The organism is Ferrovibrio sp. (assembly GCF_046297595.1).
GTDB lineage: Bacteria > Pseudomonadota > Alphaproteobacteria > Ferrovibrionales > Ferrovibrionaceae > Ferrovibrio.
In genome coordinates this window covers 117,100-142,464 of record NZ_JBKBHT010000005.1, presented here as the reverse complement: position 1 = coordinate 142,464, position 25,365 = coordinate 117,100, and the positions used below count along the sequence as shown (strand labels likewise).

Sequence of the window (25,365 nt, the reverse complement as noted above, 5' to 3'; positions counted from 1 at the left end):
GCCATGCCCTGCGTATCAAAAGAAGAACATCGATACGGCCTCGGCATGGCGGATTCAGCCTCCTCTTCTTCCCCCGTTATCCTGTGGTTCAGGCAGGACCTGCGCCTGAACGACAATCCCGCGCTGGCTGCCGCCGCAGCGACCGGCCGGCCGGTGATCGCGCTGTATCTGCTCGATACGGCACCGCCGGCATGGCAGATGGGCGGCGCCAGCCTGTGGTGGCTGCATCACTCGCTCAGCGCGCTGTCCGCCGAGCTGAAGCGGCTGTATGGCGTGAGCCTGCTCCTGCGGCGCGGCGATGCGCGCGAGATACTGCCGGCGCTGGTGCGCGAGACCGGCGCATCGGCCGTGGTATGGAACCGCTGCTACGAACCGGCGGCGGTGGCGCGCGATACCGCGCTTAAAACCATGCTGACGGCCGATGGCATCGCGGTCGAGACCTGCAATGCGGCGCTGCTGTTCGAACCCTGGCAGGTGAAGACGCAGAGCGGCGGCTGGTTCAAGGTCTATTCGCCCTTCTGGCGCGCCTGCCGCACCCTGCCCCCGCCCGCCGCGCCGATCCGTGCGCCGCAGAAACTGTATGGCTTTGCCGGGCTGGCGCCGGGCGAGCGGCTGGAAGACTGGCGCTTGCTGCCGCACAAGCCCGACTGGGCCGGCGGCCTGCGCGCAACATGGCAGCCGGGCGAAGCCGGTGCGGCGAAGCGGCTGCATGATTTCATCGCGCAGGCCCTGCATGGTTACAGCGATGGCCGCGACCGGCCCGATCATGCGCTGACCTCGCGGCTGTCGCCGCATCTGCATTTCGGCGAGATCGGGCCGCGCCAGATTTGGCAGGCGGTGCAGATGGCGGCCGGGCAAAGCGGCGCGGCGGCGCGCCATGCCGACAAGTTTTTAAGCGAGATCGGCTGGCGCGAATTCTCTTACCACCTGCTGTTCCATTTCCCCGACCTGCCCGAACGCAATTTCCGCACCGATTTCGATGCCTTCCCCTGGCAGGACGATGCGACCCTGCTGCGCCGCTGGCAGCGGGGCCAGACCGGCTACCCCATCGTCGATGCCGGCATGCGCGAGCTGTGGTTGACCGGCTGGATGCATAACCGCGTGCGCATGATCGCCGCCTCCTTCCTGGTCAAGCATCTGCGCCAGCATTGGCGCCATGGCGAGGCCTGGTTCTGGGACACGCTGGTGGATGCCGACCTGGCCAACAACGCCGCCAGCTGGCAATGGGTGGCCGGCTCGGGCGCCGATGCCGCGCCGTATTTCCGCATCTTCAACCCGATCCTGCAGGGCGAGAAATTCGATCCGCAGGGTGCGTATGTGCGCCGCTGGCTGCCCGAACTGGCGCGCCTGCCCGACAAATACATCCACAAACCCTGGCTGGCGCCGGCATCGGTGCTGCGTGAGGCCGGGCTGCGGCTGGAGCAGGATTATCCGCAACCGCTGGTCGATCACGACACTGCGAGAAAAGCGGCACTGGCGGCCTTCGCCCAGTTGCGCAATGATGATCGTCAGACAGCGGGGGCTGCATGAGCAGGCACGAAACCATCCGGCGACAGCGTATCGCCGTGATCGGCGCGGGCATCGCCGGACTGGGCGCGGCCTGGGCCCTGTCGCGCCGGCATGACGTCACCGTCTTCGAGGCGAATGCCTATCCCGGCGGCCACAGCAACACTGTCGAAATCGACTATGACGGCACGCCGGTCGCGGTGGATACCGGCTTCATCGTCTTCAACGACTGGAACTACCCGAACCTGACGCGGCTGTTCGCGCATCTGAAGGTGCCGGCGATCAAGAGCGACATGTCGTTCGCCGTCAGCGTCGGCGACAGCCGGCGGCCCGGCCGGCTGGAATGGAGCGGCAGCAGCATCGCCACGTTGTTCGCGCAGAAGCGCAACCTGCTCAGGCCCAGTTTCCATCGCATGTGGCGCGACATCCTGCGCTTCAACCGCGCCGCCGTGGCCGATCTCGACTCCGGCCGCATGGCAGACCTGACTTTGGGCGAGTATCTCGCCGCCGGGAAATACGGCGACGGCTTCATGCTGGATTACCTGCTGCCGATGGGCGCGGCGATCTGGTCGGCGCCGCTGGTCGAGATGCAGGCCTTTCCGGCGCAGACCTTCGCACGCTTCTTCAAGAATCACGGCCTGCTCAGCATCAACGACCGGCCGCAATGGTACACCGTGCAGGGCGGCAGCCGGGAATATGTGCGCCGCCTGCTGGCCGAGTCCGGCATCACGCTGCATCTGAACCGGCCAGTGCAGGCGGTAATGCGCCAGGCCGACGGCATCATGGTCGCCGGCCATGCCAATGCCGAGACCTTCGACCAGGTGATCCTGGCCTGCCATGGCGACCAGGCCCTGCGCATTCTGGGCCATCACGCCTCGACGGCCGAGCGCGACATCCTCGGCCGCTTCCGCTTCCAGTCCAACCGCGCGGTGCTGCATCGCGACGAGGCGCAGATGCCGGTGCGGCGCTCGGTCTGGGCCAGCTGGAACTACCTCTCCGAACCGCGCCGAGACCTGAACCGCCGCGTCGGCCTTACCTACTGGATGAACCGCCTGCAGTCGCTCGACGACAGCCGCCCGCTCTTCGTGACGATGAACCCGGTGCAGCCGCCGCCCCGCGGCAGGGTCTTCGCCGAATTCGATTACGAGCATCCGCTGTTCGACCAGGCCGCCATCGCGGCACAGGCGCGGCTGCATGAGATCCAGGGCAAGGATCGGCTGTGGTTCTGCGGCGCCTGGTGCCGGTACGGCTTCCACGAGGACGGCTTCACGGCGGGACTGACCGTGGCCAGGCAGATCGGCGCCGACCTGCCTTTCGAAGTGACGACCGATACGCTGGAGCAGGTGGCGTGACCCGCGCGGCTATCTACTGGTGCCGCGTGATGCACGAGCGGCTGCTGCCGTTCCGACACAAGTTCGAATACCGCGTCTTCTCATTGCTGCTGGATATCGACCGGCTGGCCGAACTGAATCGCGACCTGCGGCTGTTCGGCTATAACCGTTTCGCCCTGATCGGCTTCCATGACCGCGACCACGGCCCGCGCGACGGTACGCCGCTGCGGCCCTGGGTGGAGGCGGCGCTGGCCGAACACGGCCTGCAGGAAGCCGCAGCCAGCATTCGCATCTTCTGCTTCCCGCGTCTGCTGGGATATGTGTTCAATCCGCTCAGCGTGTTCTTCTGCTACGACGCTGAAGGCCAACTGCGCGCCACGCTGTATGAGGTGAAGAACACCTTCGGCGACCAGCATGCCTACCTGATCGACGTACCGGCCGGAAGGAACCGCGGCAAGACCGTGGACCAGAGCGTGGCCAAACGCTTCCATGTCTCGCCCTTCCTGCCGCTGGAGGGGGAATACCAGTTCCGCATCCTGCCGCCCGGCGAGAAGATCGGCATCATGATCCGCCAGATCGGCCAGAGCGGCGCGCTGCAGATGATCGCCACCCAGAGCGGCCGTCGCGAGGATGTCAGCGATCACAGTCTGTTGAAGGCCTTCATCCGTCATCCGCTGATGACCGTAAAAGTCATGGCCGGCATCCACTGGGAGGCGCTGCAGCTCTGGCGCAAGGGCGCTGCCTTCTTCCGCTGGACCACGCCGCCGCCGAACGCGGTGTCGGCCGGCAAAAGCAAAGACTGAAAAACCAGGGAGCCCACTGAATGAGCGAAGCCTACGCCGAACGGCAGACCAGCCTGGACCGCGCAGCGGAAGCGGCCCTCGATGTCGCCGTCGACGCCATCGCCCATCTCCACCGCAGCGAACCGCGCCCGGCCGGCCAGGTCATGCTGCTGCGGTCGGCGCAGGATGCCCTGCGGCTGCCGCGCGTGCCGCGCTGGACACGGCTGATGCTGTCGCTGGCCGCACGGGTCAGCCATGGCAGCATCACGATCACCCTGCCCGATGGCCGCGCCCTGATGGCGCAGGGCCGCGAACCCGGCCCGGCCGCCACCCTGCATATCCGCCACCACCGTTTCGCCCGCCGCCTGCTGCTGGGCGGCAACCTCGCTGTGGGTCAGGCCTATATCGACGAAGACTTCGACTGCGACGACCTCGCCGCGCTGACCGAATGGGCCTGCCTGAACGGCGATCTCGATTCCACCCTGATGGGCAAGCCCTGGCTGCGCGCCCTGCGCCGCCTGGGCTTTGCGCTGGCCGCCAATTCGAAACGTGGCAGCCGGCGCAACATCGCCTATCACTACGACCTGGGCAACGCGTTCTACCGCCTGTGGCTCGATCCCTCGATGACCTACTCCTCTGCCCTGTGGCAAAGCGGCGACGAAAGTCTGGAAGACGCGCAACTGAATAAATACCGCCGTCTGGCCGGCGACGTGCTGCGCCTGCGGCCCGACCAGCACGTGCTGGAGATCGGCTGCGGCTGGGGCGGCTTTGCCTGCCTGGCGGCAAAGGAATACGGCGCCCGCGTACATGCCGTGACGATCAGTCGCGAACAGCATGACTATGCCTGCCGCCGCGTGCAGCAGGAGGGGCTGAACGAGCGCGTGCGGATCGAGCTGCGCGATTACCGCGACCTTGCCGATCAGTATGATGCGGTGGCCTCAATCGAGATGATCGAGGCGGTGGGAGAAAAATACTGGCCGCTGTATTTCAGCCAGCTGCGTGACCGGCTGCGGCCGGGCGGCCGCGCCGGCATCCAGTCCATCGTGATCGCCGACCGGTATTTCGAGGATTACCGTGGCACGATGGATTTCATCCAGGCGTACATCTTTCCCGGCGGCATGCTGCTATCGCCCGAGACTGTCTCGCGACAGGCGGCCGGCGCGGGCCTCGACATTGTCGACACCTTCAGATTCGGCCGCGACTATGCCCGCACGCTGAATGACTGGCATCGCCGCTTCGAAGCCGCCTGGCCGCAGATCCGCGGCACGCAAGGCAACGGCCTGCCGTTCGACGAACGTTTCCGCCGCATGTGGCGTTATTACCTGGCCTATTGCGAGGGTGGCTTCAACGCCGGCACGATCGACGTGCTGCAATACGGGTTCGAGAAACCGCTCTAGTCAGGAATGCCTCAGCCGGTTGCGCACCCAGCGCACCAGCGCACCAACGATGGGCAGCCGCGCATAGAACTGGCTGCCGGCATCCCAGTGATCGAGATGGGCCTTCACCCGTCCGTCCGGCGTGAAATGCAACTCGCTGACGCCGATGGCCTGCCATGGCTCAGGCCCGCCGAAGCGACGCGGCGTGTAGAAGAAAGTCCATTTCAGGAAAGCCTGATCACCCTCGCGCACCGCGCCGTCGATGCGGAACTTCACATAACTGCAGTCGCGGAACATGTCGGCGAACAGCACCTTCATGATGGAACGGCCATGCACGTCGTTGAACGGATCGCGGAAATGCACATCCTCGGTCACCAGCGCATCCAGCCCGTCCAGGCTTTGCGACGTAAGGCCGGCGAAGAAATCGGCATACCGCTGCAGGCCGGCAGCAACGGGATCGGCCGTCATCGGGTGAATCTCCGCACCAGGGGAAAATAGGCCGCATAGGGCAGCAGCCGCAGGATTTTCAAAATCATTGCGAACTGCCAGGGAAAGGCTATCTCGAAGCCGCGCTCGAAATCCAGGCCACGCCACAGCCGCTCGGCGGCATCTTCCACCGGCATCAGGAATGGCATCGGAAAAGTGTTGCGGTCGGTGAGCGGGGTCTTGATGAAACCCGGCGAAATCAGGCGCACCGCCACGCCGCTGGATTCCAGATCGAGCCTGAGCGATTCGGCCATGTTGATCAAGGCCGCCTTGCTGGCACCATAGGCCGAAGCCAGCGGCAGACCGCCATATCCGGCCAGCGAGGCATTGATCGCCACCTGGCCGCTGCGCCGCGCCAGCATGGCTGGCAGCACGGCTTCCAGCCCGTTGGCGACCGTCATCACGTTATTGTCAAGCAGCACGCGCACCGTATCGGCCTTAAACGCCATGCCCGGTGAAGGGATATGCGTGCCGGCGTTGAATACCGCCAGCCGGATCGGCCCGATCCCACCCTCGATCCGCGCCACCGCATCCCGCACGGCAGTCGGATCGGTCATGTCGGCCGGCATGGCGTGGAATTTTCCGCCGGCGCCGCGCGCCTCGCCCGGAATGCTGTCCAGAGTGTCGGTGCGCCGCGATGTGCCGGCCACGATGGCGCCGGCACGCAGATAACGGATCGCCAATGCCCGGCCTATGCCCGATCCCGCCCCGGTGATCCAGACGATGCCGGGGGCGGTCATCGCAGGCGATACTCGACCTGCGAGCCATCCGTGGCCTTGAAGGCCGATTTCACCCAGCGCCCGTCGCGGTCATACCAGAGCGTGAGATCGATATCGCCGGTGAGGTGAAACCGGCGCGCCGGGATTTCGTCGCGCGCGGCACTGGCCATTTCAAAGGATTCCGGCCGCACCTGCAGGTCGAGCACGCGGCCGTTCTGGCTGTCCATGATGGTGTCGCGGCGGACGAAATCGCCCCGCCAGTAACTGGTCGGCATGGTATCGGCGGGCAGCATGCCGGTGAAACGGGTGCCGTTCACCTTCAGGCCGTCGCCATCGGCCATGGCGCGCAACCTTTCCTCGGTCCCGTCGTTATCGGTGCTGGACACCAGGCTGACCAGACGATCGCCCTGCCATTCTTCGCGGGACTGGTGGACGTAACGATACAGCGTCAACGGGCCAAAGGTGACACGCAGGTTGATGTCGACATTCACCACACTGCGCTCGCCCTCGCGGGCGATCTCAACGCGATGATGACCGATCCGCTCGCCGTTGCGAAAGACCTCGAAATCACGTGACTCGACCTCGGCTGCCTGTGCGGTGCCGATGCCCAGCAACGCGGCCAGAGCCGCTATGACGAGAGCCTTGCCCATTGGTTCAGCACCCAGCCAAAGGAGCCACGGAAGTTCAGCGGCGCATCGGTGACGGCCAGACAGATGCAGGGGCCGTCATTCATGGCCACCGGACGGTGTTCGGTGTTGCCGTCGGCGATCTCGACATCGCCCCGGGTGAAGGCGCCGCCCTCGTCGGTGAAGCCGCCGCTCAGCACCAGGGTCATTTCCTCGCCGCGATGGGTATGCAGCGGCATCGCCGCGCCGGGGGCGATCTTGAGCAGGCTGACCATCCCGCCCCGTGCCTTGGGCACCGGCAGCGCCCAGGAATGCAGGCCGGCGCCGCTCCAGCGCCAGTCGATACGGTCGATACCGTCCTTCAGGTATTCGCGCAGGGGCGCCGGAATGCCGCCACCCCGCCGGCCGGATGCGGCCTTGCGGGCCGGGGCCGGTTCCTGGTCGCCCAGGCGGGCCTCGATGGCGGCGAAGCCGGAGGATTTGAGGGATTGGGGCGGAACATCGTCCAGCATCGCGCCGGCGACCCGCTCGATGGCAGCCAGTTCGGCCCGGCAATGGGGGCAGAGCGACAAATGGCAGGCCACCACCAGCGACCATGGCTCGGCCAGCGAGCCCGCAGCGTAATCAAGCAGCAACTCGGCCGGAATATGGTGGGTCGGCGCCTGAGTCGCCGCAGGAATGGCGGTTAAATCGTTCACAACCATGATCTTTGCCAAGTCCCCGTCACTGGACTACTACATAATGTACGTATCCGGCCCGAATTTGGATCATACCTCAGACGCGTCAACCCGGCAGGCCATGGACTATTTCTTTTACGGTACTTTGTGCGATCCGGATGTCCACCGCCTGATCCTCGGTTACCGGCCCGGCCCACGCCAGATCAGGCCGGCCAGCCTGGCCGGCTTTCGCCGCAAGATGGCCCGGGGCCGCAGCTATCCGCTGCTGATCCCTGCCCCCGCCGGCCGGGTGCAGGGCCTGCTGTTCACGCCGCGCGAGCGTGGGGATGCCGACCGGCTGGCCGCCTATGAGGGGCCGGAATATGTCACCCGCCGCCTGCCGGTACGCCCCCGGGGTGCCGAGGGCTGCCGGATGGCCCGGGTGTTCATGCCCGCTCCCGGCATGCTGCCGGCCGGTTTTGGCGACTGGCGGCTGGAGACATGGCGACGCCGCCACAAGACCGCCTTCCTGCTTTCTCTTCATCGCCAGGGTTCCACGCCATGCGCAAACCGCTAGACACCAGCAACCAGCCCTTTCCAATCGAGATTGCCCGCATCGATCCGGTCTTTCGCGGCCACCTGAAGGTGGATGAACTGCATCTGCGCCACGGCCTGTTCGGTGGCGGCATGAGCGGCCAGATGAGCCGAGAGGTGGTATCGCGGCGCGATGCCGTCTGCGTGCTGCCCTACGACCCGACGCGTGACGAAGTGGTGCTGATCGAACAGTTCCGCGCCTCGCTGCTGTTCAACGGCGACCGGGCATGGTCGGTGGAGGTGGTGGCCGGGCTGGTCGAGGACGGCGAAAGCGTGGAAGAGGTCGCGCGCCGCGAATTGCAGGAGGAAAGCGGGCTGGAAACCACCGCCCCTCTGCTGCCGATCACCAGCGTCTATTCCACGCCTGGATTTTGCAGCGAACGGTTCCACATGTTCTGCGCCCGGGTGGATGCCGGCAAGGCCGGCGGCATCCATGGGCTGGACCATGAACATGAGGATATCCGGGTTTTCACGCTGCCGTTCCGCGACGCCTTTTCCCAGTGGGAGGCCGGGGAAATCTCCAATACCCCGATGGCAATCGGCATGCTGTGGCTGGCCCTGTATCGTGAGCGGCTGCAGCAGAACTGGACGGACCCGCGCGGGTTGCGACCCTGATCCCCCCTCGGTATAGGATTGTGGCGGGGGAATTAGCCCGATACCCAGATACCGAGAGTAAAATGGACATCCGGAAAGATTTCATCGACAGCATCGGCCGCACCCCACTGATCCGCCTGCGTCGCGCCTCCGAACTCACCGGCTGCGAAATCTACGGCAAGGCCGAGTTCATGAATCCAGGCGGTTCGGTGAAGGATCGTGCCGCGCTGTTCATCGTGCAGGATGCCATCAAGCGCGGCGCGCTGCGCCCCGGCGGCACCATCGTGGAAGGCACCGCCGGCAATACCGGCATCGGCCTGGCGCTGGTGGGCAACGCGATGGGGTTCAAGACCGTGATCGTGATGCCGGAAACCCAGAGCCAGGAAAAGAAGGATTTCCTGCACCTGTGCGGTGCCGACCTGCGCCTGGTGCCGGCCGTGCCCTACAAGGACCCGAACAATTACGTGAAATATTCCGGCCGCCTGGCCGAGGACCTGGCCAAGAGCGAACCCAACGGCGCGATCTGGGCCAACCAGTTCGACAATGTCGCCAACCGCGAGGCGCATTACCGCACCACGGGGCCGGAAATCTGGACGCAGACCGAGGGCAAGGTGGACGGATTCACCTGCGCTGTTGGTTCGGGCGGCACCTTCGCCGGCGTACTGATGGCGCTGAAGGAACGCAATCCGAAGGTACAGGTGGCGCTGGCCGATCCGATGGGCGCGGCGCTGTACAGCTATTACAAGACCGGCGAACTGAAGGCCGAAGGCAGCTCGATCACCGAGGGTATCGGCCAGGGCCGCATCACGGCGAACCTGGAAGGCATCACGCCCGACGACGCCTTCCAGATCCCTGACGAGGAAGCCCTGCCGGTGGTGTTCGACCTGATCCAGCATGAAGGCCTGGTGCTAGGCGGCTCGTCCGGCATCAACATCGCCGCCGCGATCCGCCTAGCGAAAAAGATGGGCCCGGGCCATACCATCGTGACCATCCTGTGCGATGGCGGCGCGCGCTATCAGAGCAAGATGTTCAATCCGGAATTCCTGCGGGGCAAGAACCTGCCGGTTCCGCCGTGGATGGCCTGAACATGACGACCTTTCTGTTCCGCGACGACGCCTACCTCACCCATTGCGACGCGGTGGTAACCGCGATCGACGAGCGCGGCTTCCAGACCAACCAGACGGTGTTCTATCCTCTGGGCGGCGGCCAGCCGGGCGATGTCGGCCGCTTCGTGCTGTCGACCGGCGAGATCGTCGAGATCACCGACACGGTGAAGGGCGACGGGCCTGACGGCATCATCCACAGGACCGGTTCGGGATCGGCCGCGCTGAAGGTCGGCAGCACCGGCAAGCTGGAACTGGACTGGGCGCGGCGCCATCGCCTGATGCGTATGCATACCTGCCTGCATCTGCTCTCGGCCCTGGTGCCCTTCCCCGTCACCGGCGGTTCGGTGGGCGATGGCAAGGGCCGGCTGGATTTCGACATGGCCGACAGCATCCCCGACAAGGACACGCTGACCACGAAGCTGAACGAGCTGATCCGCGAGGACCATGCCGTGACGGCGCGCTGGATCACCGACGAGGAACTGCTGGGCAATCCCGAACTGGTGAAGACCATGGCGGTGAAACCGCCGATGGGCCATGGCCGCGTGCGCCTGATCGAGGTGGCCGGCATGGACAGGCCGCTGGACCTGCAAGCCTGCGGCGGCACGCATGTGCGGCAGACCGGCGAGATCGGGCCGGTCAGCGTGCGCAAGATCGAGAACAAGGGCAAACAGAACCGCCGCGTGAATATCGAGTTCGCGGGCTGAGACCGAAAGAGAGTCCAGGGAGCGTTACATGGCTTATGTGAATGCGGATGCGCTGGTTTCCACCGAATGGCTGGCCGAACACCTGAAGGCGCCGGACCTGCGCATCGTCGATGCCTCGTGGTACCTGCCCTTCATGAACCGCAACGGCAAGGCGGAATACAACGAGAGCCACATCCCCGGCGCGGTCTATTTCGACATCGACGATATCTCCGACACCGACAGCAAGCTGCCGCACATGCTGCCCAGCCCGGAGAAATTCGCCTCGCGCATGCGCCGGCTGGGCATCGGCGACGGCAACCGCATCGTGGTATATGACGGGTCCGACAACCACCTCTCCGCCCCGCGCGCCTGGTGGATGTTCCGCGTCTTCGGCCATACCGACGTTGCCGTGCTGAATGGCGGCTTCAAGAAATGGAAGGCCGAGGGCCGCCCGGTGGAAGACCTGCCGCCGCTGCCGCGCGAACGGCATTTCACCGCGCGCCGCAACGACCTGCTGGTGCGCGACGTGGACCAGGTGCGTGCCAACCTGGCCAGCCATCGCGAGCAGGTGCTGGATGCCCGCAGCAAGGGCCGCTTCGACGGCACCGAACCCGAACCGCGCCCCGGCCTGCGCGGCGGCCATATCCCGGGCTCGAAATGCCTGCCGGCTGCCAGCCTCACCGATCCGGCCACCGGCCTGTTCCGCAACGGTCCCGAGCTGAAGGCCCTGCTGCAGGATGCCGGCATCGACATGTCGAAGCCGGTGATCACCACCTGCGGCTCGGGCGTCTCGGCCTGTTCGCTGACGCTGGCGCTGCATCTGCTGGGCCACCGCCAGGTGGCGGTCTATGACGGCTCGTGGACCGAATGGGGCGGCCGCGCCGACCTGCCGGCCGAAGTGGCCTGAGCGAGACGTCCGGCATGGCGGAAGCGCGGAGCAGCGAGGGCCGCGTCGAGCAGGCGATCTTCCGCCTGCCGCCGGCAACGCTGCTGGACGACGGCCGCTACAACGTCACCGTCGTCTATCTCGACATGACGCGGGCGCCGCCCGAGGCGCCCAACCCGCCGCCGCTGGTGCCCAAGCTGGCGCTGCTGCGGCTCGACAAGCCCACGGTGGGCTTCTACCGCTATCTCTACGAGGTGGTGGGCAGCCGCTGGCACTGGGTCGACCGCCACCGCATGAGCGACGTGGCGCTGGGTCATATCATCGGCGACCCGCTGGTGGAAATCTGGGTGCCCTATGTGGGCGGCGTTCCGGCCGGCTATATCGAACTCGACCGCCGCGCCGAGGCCAGTGACGAGACCAAACCGATCAACATCGCCTATTTCGGCCTGGCGCCGGAATTCTTCGGCCGCGGCATCGGGCCGTGGCTGCTGCGCGCCGGCATCCGGCAGGCGTTTTCCTACGACACGAAGCGCCTGACGGTGAATACCTGTAACCTGGATCATCCGGCCGCCCTGCCGCTGTACCAGAAGCTCGGCTTCCGCCCGTATCAGACACGCGAGGCGCTGTTCGATCCGCGGCGCTAGCCGGCGGCTTTCACCCGCTGGTAATGCCGCCGCGCCTTGGCGCGGTTGCCGCAGGCCTCCATCGAGCACCAGCGGCGGCGCTTGTTCGGGCTGGTATCGTGGAACAGCCAGCCGCAGCCCGGCCCGGCGCAGCAGTGGATACTCTCAGGCTCCGCCGTCACCAGTAGATCCGCCGCCAGCCGCGCGATGGCGCCAAGCGGCGAGCCGAGGTCGATGCCGTCGCCATGGCTGCGCCAGACCAGCCGGCCCTGCGACGGCGCCAGTGCCCGGCCTTCGGGATATTCCAGCAGGCAGCGGTTGAGGATCGCCAGATCGGCCTTTGCCGCCGTGCGGCCCTGACGCAGCGCATCGGCCAGGTGGAACACGGCCTCGCGCAGGGCGATGGCCTCGCCGCGCACGGCCTCCGCCCGGGCCGGCGCCTTGGCAGCCAGGCGTTCGAGTTCGGTCGCCGTTGGTGCAGTCAGGATTCCGGCCCGCCGGCACCAGGCCAGCAGGGCGGCGTAGGAGACCAGGGTTTCCTCCGGCCCACCCTCGGCCGCCGTGCGCCCGCGCCAGTCGAGCGTGTTGACGAAATCGAGCGCCGGATGCCCGCCGAGCAGGCCAAGGTCGAGGACGCGGAGCGGCTCTTTCATATAACCATCATACCGGTTGACTGCCCCGCCGCCAATGCCTAGTTTCCGCCCGATGGAATCAGCCTCCCAGCAATCCGCCCCCCAGCAAGCCGAGGCCGAACCGGCCGTCTTCACCCGCGCCGGTGTCTGGCGCGGCATGAAGCTGACCCTGCCCTTCAGCATCAGCGCGCTGCCCTTCGGCCTGGCCTATGGCGCGGCAGCGGCCGGCGTGGGCGTGACGCCGGGCGAGGCCACGCTGATGAGTGCGCTGCTCTTTGCCGGCAGCGCGCAGTTCGCCGTGCTCAGCCTGTGGGTCACGCCGCTGCCGCTGATGGCGATGGTGCTGACGGCCTTTCTGGTCAATGCGCGCCATGTGGTAATGGGCGCGGCTTTGCACCCCTTCATTTCCAACCTGCCGCGCAAGCTGGTGCTGCCGCTGGCTGGCGGCATGACCGATGCCGGCTGGGCCATCACCCTGCAGGAAATGATGCGCGGCCGGCGCGACCTCGGGATCCTGCTCGGCACCATCATCATGCAATGGCCGGTCTGGACCGGCGGCACGCTGGCCGGCGCCCTGGTCGGCGGCGCCGGACTGGAGCCGAAACGCTGGGGTCTGGACGTGCTGATCGCCGGCGTGTTCGCCACCTCCGTCATCGGCCTGTATCGCGGACGCGGCGACGCACTGCCCTGGGCCGCCGCCATTGCGGGCACGGCGGCCAGCCTGCTCTGGCTGCCCGGCAACTGGTATATCCTGATCGGCGGCCTCTGTGCCGGCCTTGTGGGGCTGCTGCGCCATGCCGACTGAGATCCTGGGCATCAACAGCATCGCGCTGCTGGCCATCATCGGCATGGCGCTGGCCACCTACGTGACGCGGGCCGGCGGCTTCTGGCTGATGGGCTATGTCACCATCTCGCCGCGCATCGAACGCTTCCTGCGCCAGACCGCCGGCGGCGTACTGATCGCCATCGTGACAGCGGCGGCCATGAATGGCGACTGGACCATGTGGTGCGGCCTGGGCGCCACCTTTGCCGTGATGCTGGCCTTCCGTCGGCCGATGACGGCGATCCTGATCGGCATGGCGGTGGCAGCCGGCCTGCGCTGGCTGCCGCTTTAAATTAGCCTCTCAGTTGCCGGGCGGCGACGACCATTCCACCACGCGCCAAGCATTGCCCTGCCGCTGCACGCGGTAGCGCGTCGGCGGCGCCGGCGTGGTGATGCAATCGGGTTCGGCCATCTGCAGGCCGCAATTGCGCCCGGCAATGGCGATCACCGCCTCGTCCGGATTGGCCTGCTCGGCAGCGGCGACGCGATAGCTCCACCAGTAGCGGATATGCCCCGCCCGGGTGAAATCCAGCGAAGCCGCCTGCGGCCAGACGGCACGGCAGAGTGCGGCATCGCGACGGGCGAAGCAGGCCAGCAGGGTTTCGACGGCACAGAGCGGGGTTTCCGGCCGGCCGATGCAGCGGCTGTCGCTGCGCTCGGCCGGGCCAATCAGCCGGTATTGTCCGGCCGGGTCGACCGCCGGCAACTGAGCGGCGGCAGCCGCAGGTAACAACGCAAGAAGAATGGCGGCGATGCTGCGCATGACGCTCCTCCCCGGTTATGAGCCGGGCAGGAGCATAGCATGGAATCAGCCGAGGTCAGTGCAGGATCTGGCTCAGGAACAGCTTGGTGCGGTCGTTCTGCGGGTTGGAGAAGAATTCATCGGGCGTGTTCTGCTCGATGATCTCGCCGCGATCCATGAAGATCACCCGGTTGGCCACCTTGCGGGCGAAACCCATCTCGTGGGTAACGCAGAGCATGGTCATGCCACCCTCTTCCGCCAGACCGACCATCACGTCGAGCACTTCCTTGACCATTTCCGGGTCGAGCGCCGAAGTCGGCTCGTCGAACAGCATGATCTTGGGGTTCATGCAAAGCGAGCGGGCAATGGCGACGCGCTGCTGCTGGCCGCCGGAAAGCTGACCGGGATATTTCTTGGCCTGCTCGGGGATACGCACGCGCTCCAGGTATTTCATCGCGGTGGCCTCGGCCTCGGCCTTGGGCTTCTTCAGCACCCAGACCGGACCGATGGTGAGGTTTTCCAGCACGGTAAGATGGGGGAATAAGTTGAAATGCTGGAAAACCATACCAACCTCGCGGCGGATGGCATCGATGTTTTTCAGGTCGTTGGTCAGTTCGGTGCCATCAACGATGATGTGGCCCTGCTGGTGTTCCTCCAGCCGGTTGATGCAACGGATCATCGTTGACTTGCCCGAGCCCGAAGGCCCGCAGATCACGATGCGCTCGCCACGCGCCACCGACAGGTTGATGTCGCGCAGCACGTGGAACTCACCATACCACTTGTTGACTTTCTGCAGTTCGATGATCGGTGCGGCCATGAGCGGCGGTTCCCTTAACGCTTGTGTCCGGTGGCCAGACGCGCTTCGAGCGACTGGCTGTATTTGGAGATGGAGTAACAGAAGACGAAGTAGATCGCCGATACGAAGACATAGGCCTCGATGGAGAAGCCGCGCCAGGCCGGATCGGTGAGCGAGACCTTGGCCGACTGCATCAGGTCGTAGATGCCGATGATCACCACCAGCGAGGTATCCTTGAACACCGCGATGAACAGGCTGACCAGCGGCGGGATCACGATCTTCAGCGCCTGCGGCAGGATCACCAGCCCCATCTTTTGCGCGTAGTTCAGGCCCAGCGATTCGGCGCCCTCATACTGCCCCTTCGGGATCGCCTGCAGGCCGCCGCGCACCACCTCGGCCAGATAGGCGGCAGAGAACATGATGATGGCGATCTGGGCGCGCAGCAGCTTGTCGATGCTGTAGCCTTCCGGCAGGAACAGCGGCAGCATCACCGACGACATGAACAACATGCTGATCAGGGGCACGCCGCGGATCAGTTCGATATACATGACGCACAGCGTCTTGATCGCCGGCATGCGCGACCGCCGGCCCAGGGCCAGCAGCACGCCGAAGGGGAAAGCCAGGGCGATGCCGAAGGTGGCCAGGATCAGGGTCAGCGGCAGGCCGCCCCACAGGGTATTCTCGACATAGCGCAGGCCGAAGATTCCGCCCCACATCAGGATCGCCACTGCGACCAGGCCTCCGATCCAGATGCCGATCAGACTGAGATTCCAGAATCGCGGCATGCAGCTCATGACGATCATCGCGATCAGCAGGACCGCACTGATCAGCGGTCGCCACTGTTCCTCGTAGGGATACAGGCCGAACAGGATCAGGCGGTATTTCTGACCGATAAAGGCCCAGCAGGCTCCGCCGCTGGCGCGGCATTCCTGATAGGTGCCGGCGGTGAAATTCGCCTTGATCAGCGCCCATTCCACGAAGGGGGGGATCGCCATCAGCAGTATCCAGACCGACAGGATGGTCAGGATGGCGTTGAGCGGCGAAGAGAACAGGCGCTCGCGCACCCAGGCAATCGGCCCGGTGGTGGAGGTCGGCGGCGGCAGGGATTCGCTGGCTGTCGTCATCTTACCGCTCCACCAGCGCAATGTGTTTGTTGTACCAGTTCATGAAGACCGAGATCGACAGGCTGATGGTCAGGTAGACCGCCATGATGATCAGGATGCCTTCGATGGCCTGGCCGGTCTGGTTCAGCGTCGTATTGGCGATGGAGACGATGTCGGGATAACCGATCGCCACGGCCAGCGAGCTGTTCTTGGTAAGGTTCAGATACTGGCTGGTCATCGGCGGGATGATCACGCGCAGCGACTGCGGCAGCACGATCAGGCGCAGGGTCTGGGCCCGACTGAGGCCCAGCGCAGCGGCCGCTTCCCATTGGCCGTAATTCACGGCCTGGATGCCCGAGCGCACCACTTCGGCGATGAAGCCGGCCGTGTAGAGCACGAGGCCGAACAGCAGGGCGGCGAATTCAGGCGTGAGCGTGGCGCCGCCGACGAAATTAAACCCCTGCAGCTTGGGTACATCCAGTTCCAGCGGCGCGCCGCCGATCAGCCAGCCGAGCAGCGGCATGCCAAGCAGCAGGGCGATGCCAGTGCGGTAGACCGGAAAAGCCTGGCCCGTGGCGTCCTGCCGTTTGCGGGCAAATCGCACGACCATGATGATCAGCAGGATGGCGAACAGGAAACCGATGGCCGCTAGATCATAGGCGAAGTGGTCGGTCGGCGCCGGCACCTTCACGCCGCGATTCGAAATGAACACACCCGGCAGCAGGTTCAGCGCCTGCCGCGGGCCCGGCATCGTTTCGGTGATGATCGCGTACCAGAAGAACAGCTGCAGCAGCAGCGGAATGTTGCGGATCACCTCGACGTAGACCATCGCCAGCTTGGCAACCAGCCAGTTCTTCGACAGGCGCGCGATACCGATGATGGTGCCGATGATGGTGGCCAGGATGATGCCGACGACGGCGACCCGGATGGTGTTCAGCACACCAACCAGAACCGCGCGGGCATAGGTGTTTTCCGGCCCGTAGGCGATCGGCGATTCGCCGATGGCAAAACCGGATTCCCTGGAGAGAAAATCGAAACCCGTAGAGATATTGCGGGTCGAAAGATTATGCAGCGTGTTCGAAACCAGGAACCAGCCGATCACGACCACCAGAACCAGCGCGACCGCCTGATAGACAATCGAACGGACATCCGGGTCGTTCCAGCTCAGACGCCGCGGCGGCGCGGATCGCGCGCCGTCTACACTACCTTTGGCCATGTGCCCCCCATGGCTGTTACGAAACAAACGCAAACTGCAAACTGAAAGCACAGCCTGACGTGCAGAGACCGGCGGCGCCCTGTTTCGCCGCCGGTCCTGCGCGTCAGTGCATCAGCGGATCGGCCAGGCGTACAGAGCGCCGCCCTTCGACCACTGCTGATTGACGCCGCGAGCGAGCTTCAACGGGCTGCCCATGCCGACATTACGCTCGAAGCTCTCGCCGTAATTGCCGACCTGCTTGATGATGTTGTAGGCCCACTTTTCGTCGAGACCCAGCGCCTTGCCGCCACCGGGGGTGACGCCGAGGATGCGCTTGATGTTCGGGTTCTCGCTCTTCAGCATCTCGTCGACGTTCTTTGAGGTGATGCCGTATTCCTCGGCCTCGATCATCGCGTTCAGCGCCCAGCGGACCACGACCAGCCACTGGTCGTCACCCTGACGGACCATCGGGCCGAGCGGCTCCTTGGAGATGATTTCCGGCAGGATCAGGTGATCGTCCGGCTTGGCGAGCTGGGTCGCGCGGGTAGCGGCCAGGCCCGAAGCGTCGGTGGTGTAGACGTCACAGCGGCCCGAATCATAGGCGGCCACCACTTCGTCCAGCTTCTCGATCACGACCGGCTTGAAGGTCATCTTCTCGGCGCGGAAGTAGTCGGCGAGGTTCAGCTCGGTGGTGGTGCCGGGCTGCACGCAGACGGTGGCGCCGTTCAGTTCCTTGGCGCTCTTCACGCCAAGCGACTTGCGGACCATGAAGCCCTGGCCGTCGTAATAGTTCACGCCGACGCCGATCAGGCCCAGCGAGGCATCACGGGTCAGCGTCTGGGTGGTGTTGCGCGACAGCAGGTCGACTTCACCCGACTGCAGGGCGGTGAAGCGCTGCTGGGCGGTCAGACCGGTATACTTGACCTTCGAGGCGTCGCCGAACACCGCAGCGGCAACCGCTCGGCAGACATCGACGTCGAGGCCCTTCCAGACACCCTGGCTGTCCGGGGCAGCGAAACCGCCCAGACCGGTGTTGGTTCCACACTGCACGAAGCCCTTGGCCTTGACGGCGTCGAACGTGGCACCCGCCTGCGCCCCGTGCGCAGCGAATACGAACACCGCCGCGGCTGCGGCCGTTTGCAGAAGTTTCATCTTGTTACCCTTCCCTGTTGTGACTTGGACTGCGTTTCCGCAGAACCGTGGTGAAATTATCACGACGCTGCAAAAACCGGCAAGACAAGCTCAGTTATCCACAGAACCGCCGCGTAACGGGCTGCCTTGCCGAGGCTGACTGCTATCAAGAAACGGGCCAAGGGATAGCGCAACGCACCTGCAGCAAAGGTCAGCGGGTCGCCAATCACTGGAATCCAAGAGAAAAGCAGGGCTATCGCACCCCAGCGCTGAAACTGCAGTTGCGCTTTGTGCATTTGCACAGGTGTGATCGGAAACCAGCGCTTATGCTCAAAGCGCAGGCACCATGCCCCGAGCAGCCAGTTGATCAGTGCACCAATCACATTTCCGCCAGTCGCCGCTGCAAAAAGAATCAGGGGCGGCGCAATTTCCGCCGCACGTGCAGCCGCCAGTGCCGCCTCGGACGACAGCGGCACAAGGGTGGCGGCCAGCAGCGACCAGAGGAAAAGCCCCGCGACGCCGAACTGCGCGGCCAGCGCCGGATCGGGGATCACGCCGCGCGTCTGCCGGTGATGTCGTGGTTCGCCTCGCCCAGATCCCATAACAGGCCCGCCATCATGGCGAGGCCTTCGCGCATCACCGGCAGCAGCACATGCTCGTTCGGCGCATGCTGCGAACAGGCAGCGTATGAATGCGGCATCCACACCGTGGGCAGGCCCATTGTGTCGGCAAAAACATCGTTGGGCAGCGAGCCGCCCAGATTGGGCAGCAGGGCCGGCCGGCGGCCCATGGTGCGCTCCACCGAGGCCAGCGCGAAATGCACATAGGGATGATCGGGATCGAGGCGCGTGGCCTTGAAGATATCGGCGCGCGCCTGCGCCACCTGCACCTGCGGGAAACCGTGACGGTCGAGATGGCGGCGCAGGGCGGGCAGGAACTGCGTGTGATCGGGGCCGACGACGAACCGGATCTGGCAATGCGCGGTCGCAAAGCCCGGGATCGCGTTCACCGGCGCTTCCGGATTGCCGGTCTTGAAGGCCAGCACGTCGAAACTGCACCAGCCATAGACGCGTTCGGCCGGCGACAGGCCCGGCTCGCCCCACCACGCGTCGACGGCCGGGCCGTCGCTGCCGCCCCCCACTTCGCAATCGGCCAGGGCGCGGCGCACGCCGGCCGGCAGTTCTGTCGGCACCCATTCCGGAATGCGGATCTGCCCGGTCGGGCCGACGATGCTGGCGATGGCATGGGCCAGGATGATGCCCGGATCGGCCAGCAGCCCGCCCCAGTTGCCCGAGTGGTGTGCACCCTCGCGCAGGTTGACCGTCAGGTCGAAATTCAGGCCGCCGCGCGCGCCGCAATACAATGTCGGCCGTTCCGGCGACAGGCGCGGCCCATCGGAGGCAAGGAACAGGTTCGCGCCCCACTCCGCCTTATGGGCTGCGCAGAATTCGTTCAGGCCCGGCGAACCGACTTCCTCGCCGGTTTCGATCAGCAGCACGACATTGAAACCGAGCTTGCCGCCGCGTGCCTTCAGCACGGCCTCCAGCGCTGCGATATTCACCGTATGCTGGCCCTTGTTGTCGGCGGTGCCACGGCCATAGAGCTTCTCGCCTTCCTGCACGACCTGCCACGGATTGAGACCGCTGCGCCACTGCGCATCCTGGCCGCGGATCACATCGCCATGGCCATAGGAGAATACCGTTTTCGTAGCACCGGGTTCGCGCCGGGTGGCGACCAGGAACGGCCCGCCCTTTGGCGACGGGTTGTCATGGACCGCACAGGAGAAACCGAGTTTCTCCAGAGTGCCTCGCATTTCCTTTTCCAGGTAATCCGCCAGGGCCGGCCGGCGATCGGGGTTCTGGCTTTCGGTCGGGATGGCAACGCGGCGGGCCAGATCGGCTGTGAAACCGCCCTGGTCGAGATAGTCGGTGGCGGCTTTGATGGCGGCTTCGCGGGTCATTGGCAAAAAAACTCCTTTTTCTTTTCATAACGCCGCGCCGCGCGGCTGGGAAGCCTGTCACGACCCGGCCAAGTCTTCTCATGGCCGCCGGCCTTTGCGATAGTTGGGGCTCAGATTTGGAGTTCCGCCATGAAAGACGAAACCAAGCTCGCCGCGCTGGGCCGCGATCCCGACGGCCACCACGGCGCGGTGAATATCCCGGTCTATCGCGCCTCGACCATCCTGCAGCCCAGCCTGAAGGCACTGAAGGAGGTCTACGCCGCCCGCGAGCGCGACGAGCAGGTGACGTCCTACGGCCGGATCGGCACGCCCCTGACCTATGCCTTCGAGAATACCCTGGCCGAACTAGAGGGCGGCTATCGCGCCATCAGTTTTCCCTCCGGCGCCGCAGCCTGTTCCGGCGCGATCCTCAGCGCGGTGAAGGCCGGCGATCACATCCTGGTCACCGACAGCGTCTATGGCCCGACCCGGCATTTCTGCGACACCGTGCTGAAGCGGCTGGGTGTCGAGACCGAGTATTTCCGCCCCACGATCAATGCCGGGATCAAGGATCTGCTGCGCCCGAACACCGCGCTGATCTTCCTGGAATCGCCAGGCTCGCTCACTTTCGAGATGCAGGACGTGCCGGCCATGGCCGAAATCGCGCACAAGCACGGCGCGAAGGTGGTGATGGACAATACCTGGGGCACGCCGCTCTATTTCAAGAGCTTCAGCCACGGCGTCGATCTCTCGGTGCATGCGGCGACGAAATACATCGTCGGCCATTCCGATGCGATGCTGGGCGTGGTGATTGCCAATAAGGAAAGCTGGCCGATGCTGCGCGACAGCGCCCGCGCGCTGGGCAACAATGCTGGCCCGGACGAGGTGTTCCTGGGCCTGCGGGGCCTGCGCACCATGGCGGTGCGCCTGCCGCGCCATATGGAAAGCGGCATCACCGTGGCCGACTGGCTGCGCGGCCGCGCGGAAGTCACCAGCGTGCTGCATCCAGCCCTGCCGCAGGATCCCGGCCATGCGATCTGGAAACGCGATTTCCTCGGCGCCTGCGGGCTGTTCTCCTTCGAGCTGGACCGCAAATACGGCGAAGAGGCCGTGGCGGAATTCGTTGATCATCTCGAACTCTTCGGCATCGGCTATTCCTGGGGCGGCTTCGAGAGCCTGGTCACGGTGGCCAAGCCCCATGGCATCCGCAGCGCCGAACCCTGGCGCGACCACGGGCCGCTGCTGCGCCTGCATATCGGCCTGGAAGCGACCGACGACCTGATCGCCGACCTGAAGGCCGGCTTCGACCGGCTGAACAAGGCGCAGGGGTAACATGGCCGATATCCGCATCCTCACGCCGCAGGACCAGCCGAAACTGGAAGCCTTCCTGCATGCCCATCTGGCCGAGACGATGATCCTGCGCGGCAATCTGGCCCGAGGCGGTATTGTCGATGGCGACCAGCCCTACCAGGGCCGGTATGCCGCGGCCTTCGATGGCGACCGCATCCTCGGCGTAGCCGCGCATTACTGGCAGGGCATGCTGCTCGTGTTCGCGCCGGACCATGCCGGTGCCGTGGCGCGGGCTGCCGTATCGGACCGCCCGGTGGCCGGCATCCTTGGCCCCTGGCAGCAGGCACTGGATGCCCAGGAAGCGCTGGCGCTGGACGACCGCTATCGCACCCTGCGCTCGAAGGAAGTGCTGATGACGCTCCGGCTCGACGCGCTGCGCCAGCCGGCACCCCTGCCCAACCAGTCGCTCACCTGCCGGCGCGCGACGGAAGCCGATCTCGATCTGCTGACCGAATGGCGTCTCGCCTTCACCCAGGAAACGCTGAGCGCCACACCGTCGCAGACGGTGTCGCAGCATTGCCGCGCCGAGGTCGAGCGCTGGGTGGCCGAAGGCGACCAGTTCCTGCTGTTCGATGGCACCCGCCCGGTGGCGGGCTGCTGCTTCAATGCGCGCCTGCCCGATGCCGTGCAGGTCGGCAATGTCTGGACACCGCCCGACCTGCGCAGCCGCGGCTATGGCCGCGCCGTGGTGGCCGGCGCGCTGGCATCCGCCCGGCAGGCCGGGGCCGCCCTCGCCGTGCTGTTCACGCCAGTCGACAATGAAGCGGCCAGGACGGCTTACGCTGCGTTAGGCTTCACCCCCGTCGGCGACTATGCGATCCTGCTGTTCAAACAGTAGGGGAGCAGCGCCGTGAGCGAGATTCTGACAGCCAAGGCCGATGGCATCCTGACCATCACGATCAACCGGCCCGACAAGAAGAACGCATTGACCAGCGCCATGTACGCCGCGATGGCCGATGCGCTGGAAGCCGCCGAATCCGACGCTGCCGTGCGCGTGATCGTGTTCGCCGGCAATGGCGGCGCCTTCACTGCCGGCAACGACCTGCTGGATTTCCTCAACACCCCGCCGCAGGGCGACGAAAGCCCGGTCTTCCGTTTCCTGCGCGCGATCAGCACGGCGTCCAAGCCGCTGGTCGCGGCCGTGAGCGGCGTTGCCGTCGGCGTGGGCACCACCATGCTGCTGCATTGCGACCTGGTTTATGTCGGCACCGATGCCCGCCTGTCGCTGCCCTTCGTCAACCTGGCGCTGGTGCCCGAGGCTGCTTCCTCGCTGCTGCTGCCGGCCATGATCGGTTATCACCGTGCCGCCGAACTGCTGCTGCTGGGTGAACCGTTCAATGCCGAGACCGCGAAAGCCTATGGCATCGCCAACGCCATCTTCCCCGATGCCCGAGTACTGCCCGAGGCGATGCAGGTGGCGGCGAAGCTGGCTGCCAAACCGCCGACGGCGCTACGCCTGACAAAACAGCTGTTGCGTCAGACACGCGGCGACATCGCCGGCCAGATGGCCGCCGAGGGCGTGCATTTCCGCAGCCAGCTGAAATCGGCGGAAGCCCGCGAAGCGATGACGGCCTTCTTCGAGAAACGGCCACCGAAATTCTCCTAGGCAAATTCGGCTAGCGCATCCAGCTAGTGGGCTGTGCCGATCCTTGCATGCAGGGCTTCGGGCAGCAGGCGCCGCAGGTCGCGGCCGCGGATATGCACCAGGCTGCGGTGGTCGCCGCCCTCGAAATAGAGGTCGTCGCAGCCGTCCAGCCGGTCGTCGATCAGCACTTCGACGCCATAGGGCGTGCCGAGCGCCGGAACTGCCCCGGTTTCGCAATCGCCGAACAGTTCGGCCACCTCGCTCTCCGTCGCCAGCCCGATCCGCCGCTGCAACATCCGGCTGAGCCGGCCGAGTTCGACGGCGCAGGCCGCCGGCACGAGGGCCAGCATGTAGCCGTCTTCGTCTTCCTGCAGCACGGCCTTGGCTACCTTTTCTTCCGGCACACCGGCGCAATGTGCCGCCGCCAGCATCGTGGTGGCGCGCTGATGCTCGATCACCTCATAGGGCACATCGCAGCGCTCAAGATATTCCTGCAGGCTGATCGCAAGTCCCATCGCTTCCTCCTCTGGCAAGGGAGCCTCTGGCAAGGGGACGGTCGCCGCCTGAATGATGAAGCTTTTTTCGGCCGCGCCGCCGATGCCTACAGGCTACACCCGATCAGGCGATGCGCAAGGAATCTGTTTTGGCGGAATCCCGGCCTAACGTGGCACTTCAGCGGCAGTCGCGGCAGATGCCGACCACTTCGATGGTCTGGCGCTCGACCATGAAGCCCAGCCCCTTGGCATCCTGCAGGATGCGCTGGCTGAGTTCGGGATCGTTGATCTCGATGGCGGTGCCGCAGGTTTTGCAGATGAAGATTTCCTGCTGCACGGCATGGCCCGGATGGGTACAGCCGATGAAGGCGTTCAGGCTTTCGACGCGATGGACCAGCCCCTGTTCGACCAGGAAATCCAGCGCGCGATACACGGTGGGTGGCGCCACCTTCTGGCCGTCGCCGCCCATCTGCGCCAGCAGATCGTAGGCGCCGGCCGGCTTGTGGCTCTGCCAGATCAGTTCCAGCACACGGCGGCGGATCGGCGTCAGCTTGGCGCCAGTCGATGCGCAATGGGCTTCGGCCTGGCTCAAGGCATCACTGATGCAGGCCGCATGGTCGTGGCCGTGCCGATGGCTGTGGGCGTGATTGTGGGGCTGGGGCGAGGCGCTGGACATACAACCAGTATAGGACGGCAGGCTGTTCCGGCCAACCGCCTGCCCGAGGGCCCGCCGGGGCCCGGAAGTCCCCTATTCGGCCAGGAATTGCGCGATCAGGGCCACCTGCTCGGCGGTATCCAGCGCCGGGGCATGGCCGATGCCGGGCATGTCGACACGCCGCGCCTTCGGGCCGCGCCGGGTCATCTCGGCGGCGGTCTCATCGCTCAGCAGGTCGGACACGGCGCCACGCAGCAGCAGCGTCCTGGCCACGATCTGGTCGTAGATCGGCCAGGCATCGCCCGAGGTACCCGCACTCTGGCGACCCAGCACGGCGGCGATCTCGGGATCGTAATGGGTGGTCAGCCGGCCATCGGGCAACCGCCGCGCCGAAGTTTCCGCCAGGCGGCGCCAGCCATCATCCGAGGCGATGCCGAACGGCGCATAGATGGTGCGGAAATACTGCTCCAGCTCGGGCAGGCTGGCAAAGCTGGGCGGCGTGCCGGCATAGGAGAGGATGCGCTGCACGGCACCCGGCGCGATGGCCGGGCCCACGTCGTTCAGCACCAGATGGGTGATGCGCGCCTTCAGGGCTGTCGCCGCGCAGACCATGCCGATCAGGCCGCCCATCGAGGTGCCGACCCAGCGCACGCTCTGCAGCTTCAGCATATCCAGCAATGCCGCGGCCTGCCGGGCATAAAACGGCACGGTGTATTCCGCATCGGGTTCCGGGCTCCAGGCGCTCAGGCCCCGGCCGATGGTGTCGGGCGCGATCAGGCGGTAACGCCCGGCCAAAGCGGCGGCCAGATACTCGAAATCATGGGCGTTGCGGGCGAAGCCGTGCCACAGGACCACCGCCGGCGCGGCCTCGTCGCCCCATTCCAGGCAATGGACCGACCGGCCGAGCAGGTCGTAATAGCGCGAGCGCCCAGTCATGATTTCATGCGCCATG

At 65.7% G+C, this 25,365-nt stretch carries 30 protein-coding genes; 15 read left to right on the top strand and 15 right to left on the bottom strand.

What is annotated here, in order from left to right:
* The first annotated feature begins 45 nt into the window (after positions 1-45).
* The 4 genes from ACK4FJ_RS14595 to ACK4FJ_RS14580 are packed head-to-tail and all read left to right on the top strand — an operon-like array spanning position 46 to position 5,016.
* A complete protein-coding gene (locus ACK4FJ_RS14595; RefSeq protein WP_409767450.1) occupies positions 46-1,530 on the top strand; it encodes a cryptochrome/photolyase family protein in 1,485 nt (494 codons plus the stop codon).
* A complete protein-coding gene (locus ACK4FJ_RS14590; RefSeq protein ID WP_409767449.1) occupies positions 1,527-2,858 on the top strand; it encodes an NAD(P)/FAD-dependent oxidoreductase in 1,332 nt (443 codons plus the stop codon). The genes ACK4FJ_RS14595 and ACK4FJ_RS14590 overlap by 4 nt, the downstream gene beginning before the upstream one ends.
* Positions 2,855-3,640: a DUF1365 domain-containing protein gene (locus tag ACK4FJ_RS14585; protein ID WP_409767448.1), complete on the top strand. Its 786-nt coding sequence runs from the start codon at positions 2,855-2,857 to the stop codon at positions 3,638-3,640. The genes ACK4FJ_RS14590 and ACK4FJ_RS14585 overlap by 4 nt, the downstream gene beginning before the upstream one ends.
* A 20-nt stretch (positions 3,641-3,660) precedes the next feature.
* Entirely contained in the window at positions 3,661-5,016 is a 1,356-nt protein-coding gene (locus tag ACK4FJ_RS14580) for a class I SAM-dependent methyltransferase (protein ID WP_409767447.1), read from the top strand.
* On the opposite strand, the gene ACK4FJ_RS14575 is transcribed toward ACK4FJ_RS14580, so the two are convergent.
* The 4 genes from ACK4FJ_RS14575 to ACK4FJ_RS14560 are packed head-to-tail and all read right to left on the bottom strand — an operon-like array spanning position 5,017 to position 7,524.
* Positions 5,017-5,463 (bottom strand): nuclear transport factor 2 family protein, encoded by a 447-nt coding sequence (locus ACK4FJ_RS14575; RefSeq protein WP_409767446.1) that lies wholly within the window; start codon positions 5,461-5,463, stop codon positions 5,017-5,019.
* Positions 5,460-6,221 (bottom strand): SDR family NAD(P)-dependent oxidoreductase, encoded by a 762-nt coding sequence (locus tag ACK4FJ_RS14570; protein WP_409767445.1) that lies wholly within the window; start codon positions 6,219-6,221, stop codon positions 5,460-5,462. Before ACK4FJ_RS14570 ends, ACK4FJ_RS14575 begins: the two co-directional genes overlap by 4 nt.
* Complete coding sequence (locus ACK4FJ_RS14565) at positions 6,218-6,850, bottom strand: DUF6134 family protein (protein WP_409767444.1); 633 nt, start codon at positions 6,848-6,850, stop codon at positions 6,218-6,220. Before ACK4FJ_RS14565 ends, ACK4FJ_RS14570 begins: the two co-directional genes overlap by 4 nt.
* The gene (locus ACK4FJ_RS14560) at positions 6,829-7,524 is read right to left on the bottom strand and encodes a ChrR family anti-sigma-E factor (RefSeq protein WP_409767443.1); all 696 of its coding nucleotides are present in this window, start codon (positions 7,522-7,524) and stop codon (positions 6,829-6,831) included. The genes ACK4FJ_RS14565 and ACK4FJ_RS14560 overlap by 22 nt, the downstream gene beginning before the upstream one ends.
* 4 nt (positions 7,525-7,528) lie before the next feature.
* Here ACK4FJ_RS14560 and ACK4FJ_RS14555 point away from each other — a divergent pair, with 4 nt between their 5' ends.
* The 6 genes from ACK4FJ_RS14555 (at position 7,529) to ACK4FJ_RS14530 (ending at position 11,989) form a co-directional block, all read left to right on the top strand.
* Positions 7,529-8,059 carry a gamma-glutamylcyclotransferase family protein gene (locus tag ACK4FJ_RS14555; RefSeq protein ID WP_409767442.1) on the top strand — a complete coding sequence of 177 codons (531 nt, stop codon included), beginning with the start codon at positions 7,529-7,531 and terminating at the stop codon, positions 8,057-8,059.
* Positions 8,044-8,691, top strand: coding sequence for an NUDIX domain-containing protein (locus tag ACK4FJ_RS14550; protein ID WP_409767441.1), 648 nt, complete (start codon positions 8,044-8,046; stop codon positions 8,689-8,691). Before ACK4FJ_RS14555 ends, ACK4FJ_RS14550 begins: the two co-directional genes overlap by 16 nt.
* Positions 8,692-8,753: 62 nt before the next feature.
* Positions 8,754-9,755 (top strand): cysteine synthase A, encoded by a 1,002-nt coding sequence (locus tag ACK4FJ_RS14545; protein WP_409767440.1) that lies wholly within the window; start codon positions 8,754-8,756, stop codon positions 9,753-9,755.
* A 2-nt stretch (positions 9,756-9,757) separates the two neighbouring features.
* Entirely contained in the window at positions 9,758-10,480 is a 723-nt protein-coding gene (locus ACK4FJ_RS14540) for an alanyl-tRNA editing protein (protein WP_409767439.1), read from the top strand.
* A 28-nt stretch (positions 10,481-10,508) separates the two neighbouring features.
* Positions 10,509-11,366, top strand: a complete 858-nt coding sequence (sseA, locus tag ACK4FJ_RS14535) for a 3-mercaptopyruvate sulfurtransferase (protein WP_409767438.1) — start codon at positions 10,509-10,511, stop codon at positions 11,364-11,366.
* Positions 11,367-11,380: 14 nt separating this feature from the next.
* The gene (locus ACK4FJ_RS14530) at positions 11,381-11,989 is read left to right on the top strand and encodes a GNAT family N-acetyltransferase (RefSeq protein ID WP_409767437.1); all 609 of its coding nucleotides are present in this window, start codon (positions 11,381-11,383) and stop codon (positions 11,987-11,989) included.
* Here ACK4FJ_RS14530 and ACK4FJ_RS14525 read toward each other — a convergent pair.
* A complete protein-coding gene (locus ACK4FJ_RS14525) occupies positions 11,986-12,621 on the bottom strand; it encodes a CGNR zinc finger domain-containing protein (RefSeq protein WP_409767436.1) in 636 nt (211 codons plus the stop codon). The two genes, ACK4FJ_RS14530 and ACK4FJ_RS14525, sit on opposite strands and share 4 nt — an antisense overlap.
* Positions 12,622-12,673: 52 nt before the next feature.
* Between ACK4FJ_RS14525 and ACK4FJ_RS14520 the strand changes: the two genes are divergently transcribed.
* Together ACK4FJ_RS14520 and ACK4FJ_RS14515 are read left to right on the top strand one after the other, a co-directional pair.
* Positions 12,674-13,405 carry an AzlC family ABC transporter permease gene (locus ACK4FJ_RS14520; RefSeq protein WP_409767435.1) on the top strand — a complete coding sequence of 244 codons (732 nt, stop codon included), beginning with the start codon at positions 12,674-12,676 and terminating at the stop codon, positions 13,403-13,405.
* A complete protein-coding gene (locus ACK4FJ_RS14515) occupies positions 13,395-13,715 on the top strand; it encodes an AzlD family protein (RefSeq protein ID WP_409767434.1) in 321 nt (106 codons plus the stop codon). Before ACK4FJ_RS14520 ends, ACK4FJ_RS14515 begins: the two co-directional genes overlap by 11 nt.
* 9 nt (positions 13,716-13,724) lie before the next feature.
* Here ACK4FJ_RS14515 and ACK4FJ_RS14510 read toward each other — a convergent pair whose 3' ends face one another.
* From ACK4FJ_RS14510 to ACK4FJ_RS14480, 7 genes are all read right to left on the bottom strand, one after another.
* Positions 13,725-14,186 (bottom strand): hypothetical protein, encoded by a 462-nt coding sequence (locus tag ACK4FJ_RS14510; protein ID WP_409767433.1) that lies wholly within the window; start codon positions 14,184-14,186, stop codon positions 13,725-13,727.
* Between the two features lie 55 nt (positions 14,187-14,241).
* Positions 14,242-14,982: an amino acid ABC transporter ATP-binding protein gene (locus ACK4FJ_RS14505; protein WP_409767432.1), complete on the bottom strand. Its 741-nt coding sequence runs from the start codon at positions 14,980-14,982 to the stop codon at positions 14,242-14,244.
* A gap of 14 nt (positions 14,983-14,996) precedes the next feature.
* Positions 14,997-16,085, bottom strand: a complete 1,089-nt coding sequence (locus tag ACK4FJ_RS14500; protein WP_409767431.1) for an amino acid ABC transporter permease — start codon at positions 16,083-16,085, stop codon at positions 14,997-14,999.
* 1 nt (position 16,086) lies between these two features.
* A complete protein-coding gene (locus tag ACK4FJ_RS14495) occupies positions 16,087-17,280 on the bottom strand; it encodes an amino acid ABC transporter permease (RefSeq protein ID WP_409767430.1) in 1,194 nt (397 codons plus the stop codon).
* A gap of 111 nt (positions 17,281-17,391) precedes the next feature.
* A complete protein-coding gene (locus tag ACK4FJ_RS14490; RefSeq protein ID WP_409767429.1) occupies positions 17,392-18,411 on the bottom strand; it encodes an amino acid ABC transporter substrate-binding protein in 1,020 nt (339 codons plus the stop codon).
* Between the two features lie 59 nt (positions 18,412-18,470).
* On the bottom strand, positions 18,471-18,944 hold the full coding sequence (locus ACK4FJ_RS14485; protein WP_409767428.1) for a YqaA family protein: 474 nt from the start codon (positions 18,942-18,944) through the stop codon (positions 18,471-18,473).
* The gene (locus ACK4FJ_RS14480) at positions 18,941-20,350 is read right to left on the bottom strand and encodes a M20 family metallopeptidase (RefSeq protein WP_409767427.1); all 1,410 of its coding nucleotides are present in this window, start codon (positions 20,348-20,350) and stop codon (positions 18,941-18,943) included. Before ACK4FJ_RS14480 ends, ACK4FJ_RS14485 begins: the two co-directional genes overlap by 4 nt.
* Positions 20,351-20,479: 129 nt before the next feature.
* On the opposite strand from ACK4FJ_RS14480, the gene metC reads away from it, so the two are divergent.
* The 3 genes from metC to ACK4FJ_RS14465 are packed head-to-tail and all read left to right on the top strand — an operon-like array spanning position 20,480 to position 23,285.
* On the top strand, positions 20,480-21,661 hold the full coding sequence (gene metC, locus ACK4FJ_RS14475) for a cystathionine beta-lyase (RefSeq protein WP_409767426.1): 1,182 nt from the start codon (positions 20,480-20,482) through the stop codon (positions 21,659-21,661).
* A 1-nt stretch (position 21,662) separates the two neighbouring features.
* Positions 21,663-22,517, top strand: a complete 855-nt coding sequence (locus ACK4FJ_RS14470; RefSeq protein ID WP_409767425.1) for a GNAT family N-acetyltransferase — start codon at positions 21,663-21,665, stop codon at positions 22,515-22,517.
* Positions 22,518-22,529: 12 nt separating this feature from the next.
* Positions 22,530-23,285 carry an enoyl-CoA hydratase gene (locus ACK4FJ_RS14465; RefSeq protein ID WP_409767424.1) on the top strand — a complete coding sequence of 252 codons (756 nt, stop codon included), beginning with the start codon at positions 22,530-22,532 and terminating at the stop codon, positions 23,283-23,285.
* Between the two features lie 23 nt (positions 23,286-23,308).
* Here ACK4FJ_RS14465 and ACK4FJ_RS14460 read toward each other — a convergent pair whose 3' ends face one another.
* From ACK4FJ_RS14460 to ACK4FJ_RS14450, 3 genes are all read right to left on the bottom strand, one after another.
* Complete coding sequence (locus ACK4FJ_RS14460) at positions 23,309-23,779, bottom strand: aminoacyl-tRNA deacylase (RefSeq protein ID WP_409767423.1); 471 nt, start codon at positions 23,777-23,779, stop codon at positions 23,309-23,311.
* 157 nt (positions 23,780-23,936) lie between these two features.
* Entirely contained in the window at positions 23,937-24,434 is a 498-nt protein-coding gene (locus ACK4FJ_RS14455) for a Fur family transcriptional regulator (protein WP_409767422.1), read from the bottom strand.
* A 72-nt stretch (positions 24,435-24,506) separates the two neighbouring features.
* Entirely contained in the window at positions 24,507-25,349 is an 843-nt protein-coding gene (locus tag ACK4FJ_RS14450) for an alpha/beta fold hydrolase (protein WP_409767421.1), read from the bottom strand.
* Between the last annotated feature and the right edge of the window lie 16 nt (positions 25,350-25,365).